The organism is Methylopila turkensis (genome assembly GCF_027922325.1).
Classification (GTDB): domain Bacteria; phylum Pseudomonadota; class Alphaproteobacteria; order Rhizobiales; family Methylopilaceae; genus Methylopila; species Methylopila turkensis.
This window is the reverse complement of the sequence record NZ_BSFL01000003.1, coordinates 891,744-907,497: the sequence shown is the minus strand read 5'-3', so window position 1 is coordinate 907,497 and position 15,754 is coordinate 891,744. Positions and strand designations below refer to the sequence as shown.

Here is a 15,754-nt window from a genome sequence, read left to right as displayed (position 1 = left end):
CGCGGCCGGCGTCAGCGCCGGTCCCGTTCGATCGGCGCGGCCCGGGCCCACGTCTCCGCCGGCAGCCGGCGGAGACGCCACGCGTAGAGTTCGCCCAGCCGGCTGTCGCCGAGGCCGCGCCCGGAGACGAGCTGCAGGATGTCGGCGCCGGGGTTCCAGTTGCCCTCGATCAGCGTCGGCCCGCCGTCGGCCAGGCCCACGTCCCAGCCGACCACCACGAAGCCGTCCCGAAACGCCTCGTGGGCGCGGATCGCCAGCGCGACGGCCGCGTCGAGGTCGGGAATCGGCTGACCCGCGAGCGCTTCGCCGCTCGCCGGGTGCCGCGCCAACTCGACCACCTCGGCGCCCGCCCGGCGGAAGCCGCGTCCGATCCGGCCGTCCGCCGTGACCGAGGCGACGATGTTGCCGGCGTTGAAGTTGTCGACCGGGCGGGGCCCGCCCGCGGACAGCCGCAAGACCCGGTCGCAGGCCTCGACGGCGCCGCACTCGTTCACCGCGGTCATGACGCGCAGAGTCGGCAACGCCCCCGGCGACAGGTGCGCAAGGCGCGGGTGGGGCGCGCAGGCGGCCTGCGCCACGGCCCCGGCGCGCCAGGCGGCCGCCAAGGCCGCGAGCGCCTCGCCGTGGGACAGGGCGCGCCCGCCGGAGCGCCAGCCGTCGCCGGCGCGTTGGTACGCGACCACGCCGACGCCTTTCGAGGCGTAGTTCGGCTTGACGATCACGGCCGTCTGCGACGCGATCCAGGACCCGAGCGCGCCGTCGTCGCCGAGGAAGGTTTCGGGGGCGGGCAGGCCGGCCGCCCGGCAGCGCTCGGCGAACAGCCGCTTGTTCTTAAGAGGGTTGGCGGAGAGCGGATAGGCGCCTGGGTTGATCAGCCGGTGCAGGCCCTTGCGGGCGGCCATGGCGAGGTGGGCGTCGGCGTCGCGCGCGCCGGCCAGAAGCGCCTGCTCGGCCGCGTCCCAGCCCCGCCACCAATCCGACCGGGGCGCGCCCAGAAGGCGCGCGGTCGCGGCGGCGCTCAGTCCGAGGCCGATCGCGCGGTGTCCGGGGCTCCAGTGCCGCCAGAGCGAGTCGAAGTAGAGCGCGGACAGGTCGGTCGCGGACGGGCGGCCCCGCGCGAACAGACGGCGCGGCGGCAAAGCGCGCAGCGTCAGCACCGCGGCTACTCGGCTGCGAGAGCCGGCCGCTGGCCCGCGCGGAACGCCAGCACCTCCTCGGCGACCCGCAGGCTGCGGGCGTGGTCCACGTCGATCGCCGCAGCGCCGTCGCTGATCACGATCGGCAGGATCCGCAGGCCGAAGCGTCCGGACAGGCGCCGGAACGAGGCTTCGAGCGCGCTGAGCCCGAAGCGGAAACGGACCAGCTCCAGCACGCCGCGCAGGCCGAGCGCGCCGACGACGCGCATGGGGTGCTTCACGAACTGCCCGCCGGAGCGGAACAGCTCGGCCGCCGCGAGCGCCGTCGGCTCGCCGATCCAGTACATGTTGCAGTTCGAGAACGCGCCGTCCGAGCAGCGGTAGAATTTGCGCTGGCCGTCGGGATGGACGCCGAGCACGCTCTCGCGGCGGGCGAGGGCGACCGCGACCTCGGCGCCGCGCCGGCGCGCCGCGATGTCGAATTCGGCGATCGCGTCCGGTGTCAGCAACACGCTGTCGGCGGTCACGATCAGCACGGGGAAGGCGGCGCCTTCGACCGCTGCGAGGACGCTGTCGACCAGGTTCGGCCGCGCCGGCGCGAGCCTGAGGCGGCCGGCCGCCGCAAGCCGACGGACCTCCGGCAGTTCGCCGAGACCGGCGCCGTCGTTGACGCAGACGCGGATCTCGCCGACGCGATGGCTGGCCGCGAGCGCGTCGAGGACATGCGCGATCATCGGACGCCCCGCGACGGGGGCGAGCGCCTTCAGCCGCACGCCGGCGTCGGCGGCGAGGGGATCGAGCCGTCCGTCGCGCTCGCCGGCGAGCACCAGCGCGGTGAGAGCCCCGCTCACGCCGCGAGCTCCAGGCCGACCGACGCGATGACGCCCTGCCGGCGCAGGCTGTGGGCGATGATCGACTCCACCAGCATGGCGTGGGTGACGCCGAGCGAAGCGGCGGAGCGCGAGATGCTCTTCCGGGACCAGAGATTGCAGGACAGGTTCACTTCCATGAACGACGCCGCGCCGCTGGCGGGGTCGTAGCGGAACTCGAACCGGCCGTAGTCGAACGGCCAGAGTTCTTCGCAGAGTGCGGCGGAGTAGTTGTTGAGACGGCCGGTCAGCTCGGGGTCGTCGACCATGGTCAGCGGGTCCGGCCGCACGTCGGCGACGAGCGCCCGCTTCTCCTCGTAGGAGCGCAGCGCGCCGGCTGATTCCGGCGCATGCGCCATCGGCGGCAGCAGCCAGGGTTCGGGCAGCGCGCCGCCGACGGCCGGCACCGCCACGTCGAGCAGCGGCAGCCATTCCTCCACCAGCGCGTCATGGCCGAGCGCGTGCAGCTCCTCAACATGGGCGCGGGCCTCGGCCCAGGTCGCGACGGTGACGACGCCCCACGAGGCGGAGGAGGCGTTCGGCTTCACGATCAGCTGCTCGGCCCGGAATGCCGGCTCCGCGATCGGGCGACCCCGGCGGCAGGAGACCCAGTCGGCGGTCGGCACGCCGTGGCGGCGCGCGATCACCTTGCAGAGATGCTTGTCGTCGGCGAGCCCGCGCAGGATCGGGCTCGCGCCGAGGAACGGCACGCCGCGGCGGGCGAGCAGGAGCGGCGCCAGCATTTCGCTGTTCTGGAACCCTGCGCGGTTCAGCAGCGGGAACACGAAATCGACCTCCGGCCGGCGTTCGATCGCCTCGAAGGCGTTGGCCGGGACCACCTCGACGCCGAGGCTCTCGATCGTGCTGCGGAGCTCGTGGTGGTAGGTCGCGTGATTGCCGTCCACGGCGTCGGGCGAGCCGTCGCCGCAGGCGTGCTTGGCGAGGAGCATGACGCGCAGGCGCGCCTTGTCCGAAGACGGGATCCGGGCGCAGCGCGGGTCGGGATTCGACATCGTGAGCATGGCGTGACGCTACCGGCGGTCGATGACGCGGCCGCGACGACCCGCCGACGATCCTGTGACGTCAGCGGCGGCCGGCGCCCGCGAGCGCGCGGATAAGGCCAGCGATCTCATCGAGTTCGGCGGCGGCGACGGCCGCGGCGCGCGGTCCGCCGTCGAGGAGCTTGTCGGCCCGCAGCGCGGCGATGAACAGATCGATGTCGCGATTCGCGCGGACGAGACCGCGGCCGACGGCCCACTCGGCCACGCGCCGCCCCGCGATCCGGCGGAGCGCGTGGAAGGCGCGGACTTTCAGGCCCGGACGGCGCGGCAGGGCGAGCAGCTCGACCGGCGCGCCGCTGAGCGCGGCTTCCGTGATCATCGAGGCGCTGTCGTCGGTGACGAGAAAGGCGTCCGCCGCGTTGAGAAAGGCGCGGTAGTCGTCGGCGCCTTCGCCATAGACCGAGAGCCGGACGGGGACGTCGGCGTCCGCCGCCGCCGCCTTCAGGGCCGCGACCGCGTCAGGCGGCGTTCTTGGCGAGGTCGCGATCAGCAGCGCGCCGCCGCTCTCGCAGGCGGACGCGAGCGCGGCTTGCGCGAAGCGCCGCGCCGCGTCGGCGTCGAGCCGCTGCGGGTCGGCGTCGCCGCCGACGATCGCCATCAGGCGCGGACGGGGCAGGGCGGCGAGGTCCGGCCGGACGGCATCGCGGCGAGCCGCGGCCTGCGTGGGCGGAAACCGCTGGAGAAGCACGTTCGGACGCGCCGGCAGGTCGTATTGCGGGGTGGTCACGACGAGGTCGAACCAGCGGAGCGGCGCCGAGGGTCGGCCGAGATGGACCAGACGCGTCCGGCCGCCGGACCGCGCGCGGATCCACAGCGCGACGGGCGCGGAGCGCTTGCCGGCGCTCACCACCACGTCGGGCCAGGGCGGCGCGAGGCTTTTGCGCGCGTTCCGCCGCAGCGTGAACAGCGAGCCGCCCGGCCGCAGGTTGAGCAGCCAGCCGAGCGGATTGAACGCAAGCGGCTTGCGCGCGACGGCGAGGCCGCTCGCCTCGGCCACGGCCTCGACCATGCGCGCGTCGCCGCGGTGTTTGGGGATCAGCGCCCAGAGGCGCGGCGGTGCGGGAGGCGGCGTGAGCATGGCTGGGCGGCCAGCCTAGCGCCTGCGTGCGACGCGCCCGTGTCGGGCTCCGCGGCGGGGCCGCGGAGCCCGAGGGTCTCAGAGGTCGAGCAGTTCGTTCGCCTTGTCCGGCAGGCGGCCGTCCTTCGGCGTTTCGGCCGCGCCGCGCTTCAGGTCCGGCGGCGTCGCCTCGTCGGTCAGCGCCAGCACGGCGGCGTCGAGCGACATCGGCGTCTGGTTCTGCGAGCCGAGGCGACGGATCGAGACGGCGCGCGTCTCGGCCTCCTTCTTGCCGACCACGACCAGCACCGGCGTCTTGGTCAGCGAGTGCTCGCGCACCTTGTAGTTGATCTTCTCGTTGCGCACGTCGAGCTCGACCCTCAGGCCCGCCCGCCGCAGCGTCTCCGCCACGTCGGCGGCGTAAGCGTCGGCCTCCGAGGTGATGGTCGCGACCACAACCTGCACCGGCGCGAGCCACAGCGGGAAATGGCCGGCGAAATGCTCGATCAGGATGCCGGTGAAGCGCTCGAGCGAGCCGAAGATCGCGCGGTGGATCATCACCGGGTGGTGCTTCTCGCCGTCCGCGCCGATGTAGAACGCGCCGAAGCGTTCCGGCAGGTTGAAGTCGACCTGGATGGTGCCGCACTGCCAGTCGCGGCCGATCGCGTCGCGCAGGACATATTCGAACTTCGGCCCGTAGAACGCGCCTTCGCCCGGATTGACCTCGGTCGTCACCCGGTTGCCGTACTGCGCCTTGATGGCGTCGAGCGCGTCGCCCATGACCTGCTCGGCGCGGTCCCACAGCGCGTCGGAGCCGACGCGCTTCTCCGGCCGGGTCGAGAGCTTCAGCACGATCTGGTCGAAGCCGAAGTCCGAATACATGCCGAGGATCAGCTCGTTGAGAGCGAGCGTCTCGGCCATGAACTGCTCGTCGGTGCAGAAGATGTGCGCGTCGTCCTGCGTGAAGGCGCGCACGCGCATCATGCCGTGCAGCGCGCCGGACGGCTCGTAGCGGTGGACGATGCCGAATTCGCCCATGCGGATCGGGAGTTCGCGGTAGCTCCTGAGGCCGTGCTTGAAGATCTGCACATGGCCGGGGCAGTTCATCGGCTTGATCGCGAACACCCGCTCGTCTTCGGTCTCGGTGACGAACATGTTCTCGCGGTACCAGTCCCAGTGGCCGGAGGTCTGCCACAGCGAATGGTCGAGGATCTGGGGCGTGTTGACCTCGACGAAGCCGGAGCCGGCGGTCTGGCGGCGGGAGTAGCTGATCAGCGTCTGGAACAGGGTCCAGCCCTTCGGGTGCCAGAACACGGCGCCGGGGCCTTCCTCCTGGAAGTGGAACAGGTCCATCTCCCGGCCGAGCCGGCGGTGGTCGCGGCGCTCCGCCTCCGCGAGCTGGTGCAGGTAGAGGTCGAGCCCGGCCCTGTCCGGGAAGGCGGTGCCGTAGATGCGCTGGAGCATCGGGTTGTTCGAGTCGCCGCGCCAGTAGGCGCCCGCCACCTTCATCAGCTTGAAGGCGTCGCCGACCTTGCCGGTCGAGGTCATGTGCGGCCCGCGGCAGAGGTCGATCCACTCGCCCTGCGCGTACATCTTGAGGCTCTGGTCCTCGGGGATGGCGTCGACCAGCTCGACCTTGAACAGCTCGCCCTTGGCGCGGAAGAACTCCTTCGCCTTGTCGCGGCTCCAGAACTCCTTCGTGAACGGCCGGTCGCGCGCGATGATCTTGCGCATCTCGGCCTCGATGGCGGCGAGGTCGTCGGTCGAGAAGGGCTCGGGCCGCGCGAAGTCATAATAGAAGCCGTTCTCGATCACCGGGCCGATCGTGACCTGCGTCTCCGGCCACAGCGTCTGCACCGCCTCGGCGAGCACATGGGCGCAGTCGTGGCGGATCAGCTCCAGCGCGCGGGCGTCGTTGCGGTCGAGGAACTCGATGCGGACGTCGCGCTCGATCGGGTCGGCGAGATCGACCACCACGCCGTCGAGCGCCATGGCGACGGTGCGCTTCAGCAGCGACTTGGAGATCTGGCCGGCGATGTCGGCGCCGGTGGTCCCGGCGTCGTAGGATTTCTGGGCGCCGTCGGGGAAGGTGACGATGGGCATCTGTGGTCTCCGCTCAGTTCTGCCTACGAATGCAGGTAAGCGCTTCTGGAAATGTCGCCGTGGCGGTGGAGAACAGCCGCTTCGCGTCCGGCCATCCTCACCGTCATGCCCGGCGAAGCCGGGTATCCACGTCTTCCTCGGACGCCCGCGCGACGACCAAGTCGTGGATGCCCGCGAAGACGCGGGCATGACGGTGAGGGTGGCTCCCGACTTCGGCGCCAGAACTCCAGCCGCCGTCAGCGGTCGGATACGGCCTCGCAGGTCGGCGTTTCCAGCCTGCGCGCGTAGCGCCACGGCCTAGACCACGCGGCGTCCGAAGGCAACGCGCGCGGCACGGGCTCGAAGCCGTCGCGCCCCCACGGGTGGCAGCGGCAGATGCGCCCCGCCGCCATCCACCCGCCGGCCCAGGCCCCGTGCCGCGCGATGGCCTCGTCCGCGAATTCCGAGCAGGTCGGCAGGAAACGGCAGCGCCGGCCCATGAACATCGACAGGGAATAGCGGTAGCCGAGGATCGGCAGCCGCAGCAGCGAGGTGAGCGGCGCGCGGAAGGAGAGGGGCGGAACGCGCTCTTGTCCCGGACTTGATCCGGGACCCAGAGCCGTCTTGGCTCCCGATGGCCGCTCGGCGCGTTCGGCGCTCATCGTGATCCACTCGCGCATCTGGGTCCCGGATCAAGTCCGGGACAAGAAGGCCTCACGCCGCCCGCTTCGCCTCGATCTGGTCGAGGGCGTCGACGACGGCGTCGAAGGTCAGCAGCGTGGACGCATGCCTGGCCTTGTAGTCGCGCACGGGTTCGAGAACCTTGAGGTCGTCCCAGACGCCGTCCGGCGCCGGGCCGTTCTCCTTCAGCATGCGACGCATCGTCTCGCGAACGGCGCGCACCTCGTCCGCCGTGCGCCCGACGACCGTGCGCGCCATCACCGAGGACGACGCCTGCCCGAGCGCGCAGGCGCGGACCTCATGGGCGAAGTCGGTGATCTTCTCGCCGTCGAAGGCGATGTCGATCGTTACCGTCGATCCGCACAGTTTCGAATGCGCGGTGGCGGTGGCGTCCGGCGTCTCCAGCCGGCCGAGCCGCGGAATGTCCGCGGCCAGCTCGAGAATGCGGCGGTTGTAGATGTCGTCGAGCATTTCAGCGCTCTTCATGCTAAGGGCTGGGGCGGCGCAAGTCTCGGATTGTTCGCCCGGTTTCCGCGACTATATAAGCTGCGGCGGAAGCGCTCGCCATGTGGTATTCCGAAGGCTGGCGCGCGGTCACGGTCGGTGGTCCGCGTTGCGGTTTCGTGCGTAAGGCGCAAGCAAAAGGCCCGCCTAGAGGAAGCTCATGGACGCCGTCGTTCAGCATCCCTTTGCCCGCGTTCCCATCCCCGCCCCCAAGCCCTCCTCGCCGCGCAAGCCGTCGCGCGAAGAGGCGGAGGCCGCGGTGCGGACCCTGATCGCCTGGGCGGGCGACGACCCGACGCGCGAGGGCCTCGTCGACACCCCGAAGCGGGTGGTGAAGGCCTATGAGGAGCTGTACGCCGGCTACCGCGTGGACGCCGCCGACAGCCTCGAGCGCGTGTTCGAGGAAGTGCAGGGTTACGACGATATGGTCGTGCTCCGCGACATCCCGTATTTCTCGCATTGCGAGCACCACATGGTGCCCTTTGTCGGCAAGGCGCATGTCGCCTACTACCCGTCCAACGGCGTGGTCGGCCTGTCGAAGATCGCCCGCGTGGTCGACGCCTTCGCGAAGCGCCTGCAGACGCAGGAGGCGCTGACGGCGCAGATCACCGAGGCGATCGACGAGAACCTGAAGCCGCGCGGCGTGGCCGTGATGGTGGAGGGTGAGCACATGTGCATGTCCATGCGCGGCATCCAGAAGCAGGGCGTCTCGACCGTGACCAGCCAGTTCACTGGCGTGTTCCGCGACGATCCGGCCGAGCAGGTGCGCTTCATCACCCTCGTGCGCGGCGGGCTCGCGTCGCCGCGCTGAGCGCGTCGACGCCGCCCTACGCTGTCACGTCCGCGTCGTCGCGGGCGTCCACGACGTCGACCTGAAGCGCGGCGTTTCCCTACAGTCACGGCGTCGCCGCGCGCTCGCCGGCCTGAGCGGCGCGCCGACCTGTTCGGCGGCTTCCACGGAGCCGAGATGACCAGCCCAGCCTCGCCCTCGCACACCCACGATCACGACGTCGAGGAGGGCCTCGCCTTCGCGCCCAAGTTCGACCGCGACGGGCTGATCGCCGCCATCGTCACCGACGCCGCCGGCGGCGGGGTGCTGATGTTCGCCTACATGAACGCCGACGCTCTCAAGGCCACGATCGACACCGGCGTCGCGCATTTCTGGTCGCGCTCGCGAAAGGCGCTCTGGCGCAAGGGCGAGACCTCCGGCCACGAGATGACGGTGGAGGAGATGCGGGTGGACTGCGACCAGGACGCGCTCTGGCTCCGCGTGCGCGTCGCGGGAACCGGCGCCGCCTGCCACACCGGGCGCAGGTCCTGCTTCTACCGCCGGGTCGAGCCGGCCGACGGCGGGGCGTCCCTCGCCATGGTCGACGGCGACCGGCTTTTTGATCCGCGCGTCACCTACGGCGCCTGAGCGCCGACGCGAAGCTGTCGCACAAGCCGCTTAAGCCGCGATGCGTGGCGCTTCGCAAGCGCCAGCTGAACCGTCGAGGCCGCGTGTTTCCGCCAAATCCGTTTCGCCGCCCCGCCAGTTTCGCCGTGACCGCCGACGCCGACGCGCCGGAGCCGACGGCGCCGCAGCGGCCGACGCTCGCGCTCGCGCTCGGCGGCGGCGCGGCGCGCGGCTGGGCCCATATCGGCGTGCTGCGCTCGCTCGAGAAGGCCGGCCTCGCGCCCGACGTCATCGCGGGCACCTCGATCGGCGCCGTCGTCGGCGGCTGCTGGGCGGCCGGGAAGCTGGACGAGCTCGAGGCGTGGGCGCTGTCGCTGACGCCCAGGCGCATGTTCGGCATGCTGGACCTTCGCATCGCAGGCGCCGGGCTGATCAGCGGCGGGCGGCTGCGCGCCCAGCTTGAGACGCATCTCGCCGACGCCGCGATCGAGGACCTCGGCCTCCGGTTCGTCGCGATCGCGACGGAGTTCGGCACCGGGCACGAGGTCTGGCTCGGCCGCGGGCGGCTGTCGACCGCGCTGCGTGCCTCCTACGCGCTTCCGGGCATTCTCGAGCCGGTCCGCATCGGTGGGCGCTGGCTGATGGACGGCGCGCTGGTCAATCCGGTGCCGGTGTCGGCCGCGCGCGCGCTCGGCGGCCGTCTGGTCGTCGCCGTCAATCTGCAATCCGAGATGTCGGGGCGCGGCACCGTCATCCAGGCGCACGCGCCGACCGAGGAGGACGAGGCGGCGGTCGAAACCGTCACCCGCGTCCGGCGGCGGATGCGCTTCCGCCGCCGGCGGCCGACGGACGAACGGCCGCCGCTCGCGATCCAGGCGCCGCAGCCCGGCGCGCCCGGCATTCCGGCCGTCATGGTCGAGGCGTTCAACATCGCCCAGGACCGGATTTCCCGTTCCCGTCTCGCCGGCGACCCGCCCGACGTCATGATCGGTCCCCGGCTTGGGCGATTCGGGCTGTTCGAGTTCCACCGCGCAGCCGACGCGATCAAGCTTGGCGCCCAAGCCGCCGACCGCGCCATCGACAGCATTCGCGACTGCATGAACGCGCTGGCCTGAACGGCTTAGGACCGCGTCACGATCCGCCCGGCCAGTCGAACACGTCCGCGAGCGCGCCCCTGCGGCCCGGCAGCACGCGGGGCTCCGCCGGGCTGTCATAGGCGACGATCAGCCTGCGCGGCCCGCCGGGCGTCAGCGACGCCGAAGTCGCGCCTTCCGCGTGATCGGAGCCGTCGCCGAACGGCAGATCGCAAATGCGCTCGATCTCGTCGTGGGGCGTGACCGTGGACGCATGCGCGCCGAGCGCCCCGCGCCAGCGGTAGAGACGGACCGGGCCGTCGAGGTCCATAGTCGGGCCGGCGAGGATGACGAAGTCCTCGCCGTCGATCATCAGCGAGCGGATCCCGAGTCCATCGAGATCAAGAAAGTGCTTCGCGAACCGCTCCCCGTTCTCGCCGACGGGCTGCAGCTTGAGCCGGCCCTTCCGGGTCGCCTTGAACGCGATCTCCACGATCGTGGCCCAGCCCCGCAGCACGGGTCCGCGCAGGCCGAGGAACGCCCGGTTCCCCGTCACGGCGAGGCCCTCGACGTCGAAGCCGTTGTCCTTCGACGGCGTCGACATGAAGGGGCCGAGATGGACGTCGCGAGCGAGCCGTCGCGACAGCGGGCTGCTTTTCGCGCCGATGGCGAGCGATCCGGCGCGTCGCTTGCGCTTGCCGCCCTCGATGTTCGGCGCCTTGACGGCGAGCTTGAGGACGCCCGGACGGTCGTCCGCGACCAGGGGGATGCGGCCGAGCAGGAAGCGGTTCGCCTCGCGCTTCACCTCCGTCAGCCGCTCGAGCGCCTCTTCGGGCGTGTCGGAGCGCTTGGGCTTCTTCCTCTTCAGGCTGTGCGACCCGACGATCCAGAGGTAGCCGTCCGAAATCGACAGCCCTTCGATGTCGGCCTCTTCGGTCCGGCCGTTGGGGAAGTCGAAATAGTCGTGCAGATCGAAACGGCGGTGTCCGTCGTAGCCGGTGATCGCGCCGGCGGCGTCGCGCACGGCGGTCAGGCGTTCGAGGCTCGCGCCCTCGTCGCAGCCGATCCACAGGCTCTCGCCGTCGCCGGTGGCGATGATAGCCGAGATGTCCTCGTGGAGCGGTTTCTCCGCCTCCGGGTCCATGTCCCGAAACGCCAGCGGCAGGCGCGTGACGAGTTCGGCGAAGGCCGCGGCCGGCCGCCCGGTCAGCGGATCGGGGGCGGCGGCCGTCTGTGGCGGCGGAGCGGCGGTCTTTGTCATCGCGGCATGCTTCTTTCGAGAGGCGGATCGCCCTCACAATAGCGCGAGGCCGTCGGTCCGCCATGCCCGCTTCGGGCTTGTGCGGCGCGGGCGGTGGAAGGTATTCCAGCCGCGACCTGGCAGGAGGACCGGATGCTGGTGGTGTTCGACGTCGACGGCACGCTGGTCGACAGCCAGCATGCGATCGTGGCCGCGATGACGGAGGCCTATGTCGGCGCCGGCCTCGCCGCGCCGTCGCGGGAGGCGATTCTGGGCATCGTCGGCCTGTCCGTGCCCGAGGCGGTCGCCGTGCTGAGCGCCTCCGGCGTCGATCATCCCGTCGCCGCCATCGGCGACGCCTACAAGGCGGCGTTCAATCGCGCCCGGACGGCGGCGCCCAGGGCCGATCCGCTCTATCCCGGGGCGCGCGAGGCGATCGCGGCGCTCGCGGCCCGGGGCGACGTGCTGCTCGGCCTCGCCACTGGCAATTCGCGACGCGGCGTGGAGCGCTTCATCGACACCTTCGGCTTTCACGGCGTCTTCGCGACCACCCAGTCGGCCGACGACGCGCCGTCGAAGCCGCATCCCGGCATGCTTCTGCTGGCCTGCGCGGAAGCGGGCGTCACGCCCGAGGAGACCGTCATGATCGGGGACACGACCTTCGACATGCAGATGGCCCGGGCGGCCGGCGCGCGGGCCATCGGCGTCGCCTGGGGCTACCACCCTCCGGAGCGGCTGGCGGCGGCCGGCGCGCAGACGGTGCTGTCCCGCTTCGACGAGCTTATTCCGGCGCTGTCGCCGCCGCAGACCGAGGCCACAGCGTGAGCGCCCCGCTTCCCAAAAGGTTCTACGACGTCGCCGGCGTGCTGGAGCGCGAGGACGGCTTCGTGGTCGCCCTCGACGGCAAGGCGGTTGTGACGCCGGCCCGCGCGCCGCTTGCGCTGCCGACCTCCGCGCTCGCCGACGCCGTCGCCGCCGAATGGGCCGCGCAGGTCGCGGTCATCGATCCCGCGACCATGCCGCTGACGCGTCTCGCCAACGCCGCGATCGACGGCGTCGCCCGGGCGCGGAGCGAGGTCGCGGAGGACGTCGTGAAATATGCCGGCAGCGACCTCGTCTGCTACCGCGCCGACGGCCCCGAGCGTCTGGTCGAGCGGCAGCGGCTGAGCTGGGACCCAATTCTCGCCTTCGCCCGCGACGAGCTTGGCGCGCGGTTCGTGCTGGCCGAAGGCGTGATGTTCGTCGACCAGAACGACGAGACGATCGAGGCGGTCCGGCGCGCGGTCCGACGCCATGACGACGTCTTCACGCTGGCGGCGCTGCACACGATGACGACGCTGACCGGCTCGGCGCTGCTCGCGCTCGGGGTGCTGCGCGGCGCGCATACGGTCGAGGAGGCGTGGTCCGCCGCCCATGTGGACGAGGACTGGAACGTCGAGCTCTGGGGGCAGGATGACGAGGCGCAGGCCCGCCGGGACGCGCGATGGCTGGAGATGCGCGCCGCCGCGCTGATGGCGGAGCTCGTCGCGCGCGGAGCCTAGACCCCCGTGACGCTTACCTCCCGAAGCCGAACAGCCGCCAGGGCCTGCCGGGCGACGCCTTGATCAGTCTGCCCACGCGCTTGAGGTTCTTGTGCTCCGGTTCGAGCGCCGCGGCGATCTTGTAGCCGCGCACCGCGAGCTCATGCGGCACGCGGTCGTGCCAAACCCGCAGGAAGCGCAGCCAACTGTTGGCGTCCTGGCGCGGCAGCTCCAGCGCCTTCGCGAGCAGGCGCTGGGCCTCGGGCTCCAGCCCCGCCTGAAGCGCGGCGCCGCAGGCGGCGAGGGCGCACGGGCCGCTGCTCTTGTTGCGCCGGAAGCAGCGGAACAAGGTCTGATAGGCGTCGCCCATACGGCCGTCGGCCGCGAGCTGGTCCGACAGGAGCGCGGCGATCTCGAGGGACTTCGGGTAGATGTCGCAGAGCCGCTCCGCGATCGCGACGCCGCCGGCGCGGTCGCCCTGGGCGGCGAGGTGTTCGAGATGCGGCGCGACCACCGTCTGCATCACCCGCTTGAGATGCATCTTCCGCCCGTCCTCGAGGTAGCTGAGGAACAGGCGGACGGTCTGCTCCCGCACGCCCGCGAGCATCCGGCCGTTCTGGGATCGCCGCTCCAGTCGATGCAGCAGGCCGTTGAGGCAGACCAGGCTGTCCCGCCGCCGCGCCTTGATGGCGCGGCGCAAGGCGTCGAGATCCTCGCGGCCCGCGACGAAATCCAGCACGAAGCCCGACAGCAGCCCGATCTCGGCGAGGGCGGCCGAGACGTCGTGCGCGGCGAACGGCACGTGCACCGTCTCGACCGGTGCGACGGCCATGAAGGCCTCCGCATGCGCGCGGTCGAAGGGGTAGCGCGGATCGAACAGGATCGTCGTGCGCGCGGTCTCGGAGCGGACGTCCTCGTAGCGATAGAGCTCGGGGCTCACCTTCCACTGCTTCTTCCAGCCGGCGTTGCGCCCGCCGACCGCGAACTGCGGCGAGATCGCGAGCGTGCGGTCGGCCTTGAGAGCCTTGGCGAACAGCAGGGCGCCATGGCCGCCCATGCTGGAGCCGTAGGTTACGACGCTGGTGAAGTGGCTCCGGAGATCGAGCGCGTCGACCGCGGCTACGGCTGAAGCCATCTCCGGGGTCTGCCACCAATGCGTGTCGCGATGGATGAAATGGATCGCCGAGACGCCGTGCTTGTCGAGCAGCTTGTCGGCGTAGCCCGGCTGGCGCGGGCCGTCCGCATGCGGCGTGAAGGTGATCACCACCTCGCGGGCGCCGTCGTGCAACGCTCCGACGACCGCGACGTCCCTGCCGGAAAAGATCTCGATGCGCTCGACCATGCGTCCCTTCGCCGGCGACCTTCCGCCGGCCGGGGGCGCAACGTTAGGACGCAGCGCGCGCTCGTACAATGCGCGCGGGCGTGGCGGGAGTCGTCGTCTCGGCTCACATTTGGGAGAGCCTAAACGGGCGCTTGCCAAGCGCCGGACGCTCGCCGCATCGCCCTTCGTCGGCGTTGCGGCGCCGCAAAACGCGCGTTACCCCTCGGCCTCGGGATCCCTCTCCAAGCGATGGCAGGCCGAGGACATGAAGCACATTCTGGACGAGCTCGAGCAGCGCCGGGCCACTGCGCGCGCCGGCGGCGGGCAGAAGCGCATCGACGCCCAGCACGCCCGCGGCAAGCTCACCGCCCGCGAGCGGCTGGAGGTGTTCCTCGATCCGGGCTCGTTCGAAGAGTACGACATGTTCGTCGAACACCGCTCGAACGACTTCGGCATGGAGAAGCAGAAAATCCCCGGCGACGGCGTCGTCACCGGCTGGGGCACGGTCAACGGCCGCAAGGTGTTCGTCTTCGCGAAGGACTTCACCGTGTTCGGGGGCTCGCTCAGCGAGACCCACGCCCAGAAGATCATCAAGATCCAGGACATGGCGATCCGCAACCGGGCGCCGATCATCGGCCTGTTCGACGCCGGCGGCGCGCGCATTCAGGAGGGCGTCGCGGCGCTCGGCGGCTATGGCGAGGTGTTTCAGCGCAACGTGCTGGCCTCCGGCGTCATCCCGCAGATCTCCGTCATCATGGGCCCCTGCGCGGGCGGCGACGTCTATTCGCCGGCGATGACTGACTTCATCTTCATGGTGCGCGACCGCTCCTACATGTTCGTCACCGGCCCCGACGTAGTGAAGACCGTCACCAACGAGACCGTGACGGCCGAGGAACTCGGCGGCGCCAAGGTCCACACCACCAAGTCCTCGATCGCCGACGGGGCTTACGACAACGACGTCGACGCGCTGATCGAGATGCGGCGGCTGATGGACTTCCTGCCCGGCAACAACCGCGACGGCGCGCCGGAATGGCCGTCCTTCGACGATCCGGACCGCTACGATCCGTCGCTCGACACGCTGATCCCGGACAATCCGAACAAGCCCTACGACATCAAGGAGCTGATCCTGAAGACGGTCGACGAGGGCGACTTCTTCGAGATCCAGGCCGATTTCGCGAAGAACATCGTGGTCGGCTTCGGCCGCATGGAGGGCCGCACGGTCGGATTCGTCGCGAACCAGCCGATGGTGCTCGCCGGGGTGCTGGACTCGGACGCCTCCCGCAAGGCGGCGCGCTTCGTGCGGTTCTGCGACTGCTTCGAGATCCCGATCGTCACCTTCGTGGACGTGCCGGGCTTCCTGCCGGGAACGGCGCAGGAGTACGGCGGCTTGATCAAGCACGGTGCCAAGCTGCTGTTCGCCTACGCCGAGGCGACCGTGCCGAAGGTCACCGTCATCACCCGCAAGGCGTTCGGCGGCGCCTACGACGTCATGGCGTCGAAGCATCTGCGCGGCGACGTGAACTACGCCTGGCCGTCGGCCCAGATCGCGGTCATGGGCGCGAAGGGCGCGGTCGAGATCATCTTCCGCGGCGCCGACGCGGAGGGCATCGCGGCCAAGACCAAGGAGTACGAGGACCATTTCCTCACGCCCTTCGTCGCGGCCGAGCGCGGCTACATCGACGAGGTCATCAAGCCGCGCTCGACCCGCCGGCGCGTGGCGCGCGCGCTCGCGATGCTGCGCGGCAAGCGCCTCGAAAACCCCTGGAAGAAGCACGACAACATTCCGCTCTGACGTGGACGCGGCGCCGCGAGAC

Annotated in this window: 15 protein-coding genes; 6 read left to right on the top strand and 9 right to left on the bottom strand. The window is 71.1% G+C overall.

Features of this window, described 5'->3' with window-relative positions; genetic code table 11:
* Positions 1 to 11: 11 nt before the first annotated feature.
* The 7 genes from PKE78_RS15495 to PKE78_RS15465 all read right to left on the bottom strand — a co-directional run bounded on the left by PKE78_RS15495 (position 12) and on the right by PKE78_RS15465 (position 7,357).
* Positions 12 to 1,157, bottom strand: a complete 1,146-nt coding sequence (locus tag PKE78_RS15495; protein ID WP_271201802.1) for a sugar-transfer associated ATP-grasp domain-containing protein — start codon at positions 1,155 to 1,157, stop codon at positions 12 to 14.
* Positions 1,158 to 1,162: 5 nt separating this feature from the next.
* Positions 1,163 to 1,987 (bottom strand): NTP transferase domain-containing protein, encoded by an 825-nt coding sequence (locus tag PKE78_RS15490; protein ID WP_271201801.1) that lies wholly within the window; start codon positions 1,985 to 1,987, stop codon positions 1,163 to 1,165.
* Complete coding sequence (locus PKE78_RS15485; protein WP_271201800.1) at positions 1,984 to 3,027, bottom strand: D-alanine--D-alanine ligase family protein; 1,044 nt, start codon at positions 3,025 to 3,027, stop codon at positions 1,984 to 1,986. Before PKE78_RS15485 ends, PKE78_RS15490 begins: the two co-directional genes overlap by 4 nt.
* A 61-nt stretch (positions 3,028 to 3,088) precedes the next feature.
* On the bottom strand, positions 3,089 to 4,144 hold the full coding sequence (locus PKE78_RS15480) for an ELM1/GtrOC1 family putative glycosyltransferase (protein ID WP_271201799.1): 1,056 nt from the start codon (positions 4,142 to 4,144) through the stop codon (positions 3,089 to 3,091).
* A gap of 78 nt (positions 4,145 to 4,222) precedes the next feature.
* The gene (gene thrS, locus PKE78_RS15475) at positions 4,223 to 6,226 is read right to left on the bottom strand and encodes a threonine--tRNA ligase (protein ID WP_271201798.1); all 2,004 of its coding nucleotides are present in this window, start codon (positions 6,224 to 6,226) and stop codon (positions 4,223 to 4,225) included.
* A 236-nt stretch (positions 6,227 to 6,462) separates the two neighbouring features.
* A complete protein-coding gene (yidD, locus tag PKE78_RS15470) occupies positions 6,463 to 6,885 on the bottom strand; it encodes a membrane protein insertion efficiency factor YidD (protein ID WP_309299113.1) in 423 nt (140 codons plus the stop codon).
* Between the two features lie 34 nt (positions 6,886 to 6,919).
* Positions 6,920 to 7,357: an iron-sulfur cluster assembly scaffold protein gene (locus tag PKE78_RS15465; RefSeq protein WP_271202002.1), complete on the bottom strand. Its 438-nt coding sequence runs from the start codon at positions 7,355 to 7,357 to the stop codon at positions 6,920 to 6,922.
* Between the two features lie 193 nt (positions 7,358 to 7,550).
* Here PKE78_RS15465 and folE point away from each other — a divergent pair, with 193 nt between their 5' ends.
* From folE to PKE78_RS15450, 3 genes are all read left to right on the top strand, one after another.
* Positions 7,551 to 8,201 (top strand): GTP cyclohydrolase I FolE, encoded by a 651-nt coding sequence (gene folE, locus PKE78_RS15460; RefSeq protein WP_271201797.1) that lies wholly within the window; start codon positions 7,551 to 7,553, stop codon positions 8,199 to 8,201.
* A gap of 156 nt (positions 8,202 to 8,357) precedes the next feature.
* A complete protein-coding gene (hisI, locus tag PKE78_RS15455) occupies positions 8,358 to 8,807 on the top strand; it encodes a phosphoribosyl-AMP cyclohydrolase (protein WP_271201796.1) in 450 nt (149 codons plus the stop codon).
* A gap of 125 nt (positions 8,808 to 8,932) precedes the next feature.
* On the top strand, positions 8,933 to 9,901 hold the full coding sequence (locus PKE78_RS15450; RefSeq protein ID WP_271201795.1) for a patatin-like phospholipase family protein: 969 nt from the start codon (positions 8,933 to 8,935) through the stop codon (positions 9,899 to 9,901).
* Positions 9,902 to 9,917: 16 nt separating this feature from the next.
* On the opposite strand, the gene PKE78_RS15445 is transcribed toward PKE78_RS15450, so the two are convergent.
* The gene (locus PKE78_RS15445; RefSeq protein WP_271201794.1) at positions 9,918 to 11,120 is read right to left on the bottom strand and encodes a DUF3616 domain-containing protein; all 1,203 of its coding nucleotides are present in this window, start codon (positions 11,118 to 11,120) and stop codon (positions 9,918 to 9,920) included.
* Positions 11,121 to 11,252: 132 nt separating this feature from the next.
* Here PKE78_RS15445 and PKE78_RS15440 point away from each other — a divergent pair, with 132 nt between their 5' ends.
* Complete coding sequence (locus tag PKE78_RS15440) at positions 11,253 to 11,924, top strand: HAD-IA family hydrolase (protein ID WP_271202001.1); 672 nt, start codon at positions 11,253 to 11,255, stop codon at positions 11,922 to 11,924.
* The gene (locus tag PKE78_RS15435; RefSeq protein WP_271201793.1) at positions 11,921 to 12,640 is read left to right on the top strand and encodes an ATP12 family chaperone protein; all 720 of its coding nucleotides are present in this window, start codon (positions 11,921 to 11,923) and stop codon (positions 12,638 to 12,640) included. The genes PKE78_RS15440 and PKE78_RS15435 overlap by 4 nt, the downstream gene beginning before the upstream one ends.
* Positions 12,641 to 12,653: 13 nt before the next feature.
* Here PKE78_RS15435 and PKE78_RS15430 read toward each other — a convergent pair whose 3' ends face one another.
* Positions 12,654 to 13,961: a hypothetical protein gene (locus PKE78_RS15430; protein WP_271201792.1), complete on the bottom strand. Its 1,308-nt coding sequence runs from the start codon at positions 13,959 to 13,961 to the stop codon at positions 12,654 to 12,656.
* 244 nt (positions 13,962 to 14,205) lie between these two features.
* Between PKE78_RS15430 and PKE78_RS15425 the strand changes: the two genes are divergently transcribed.
* Positions 14,206 to 15,732, top strand: coding sequence for an acyl-CoA carboxylase subunit beta (locus PKE78_RS15425; protein ID WP_271201791.1), 1,527 nt, complete (start codon positions 14,206 to 14,208; stop codon positions 15,730 to 15,732).
* Positions 15,733 to 15,754 lie beyond the last annotated feature (22 nt).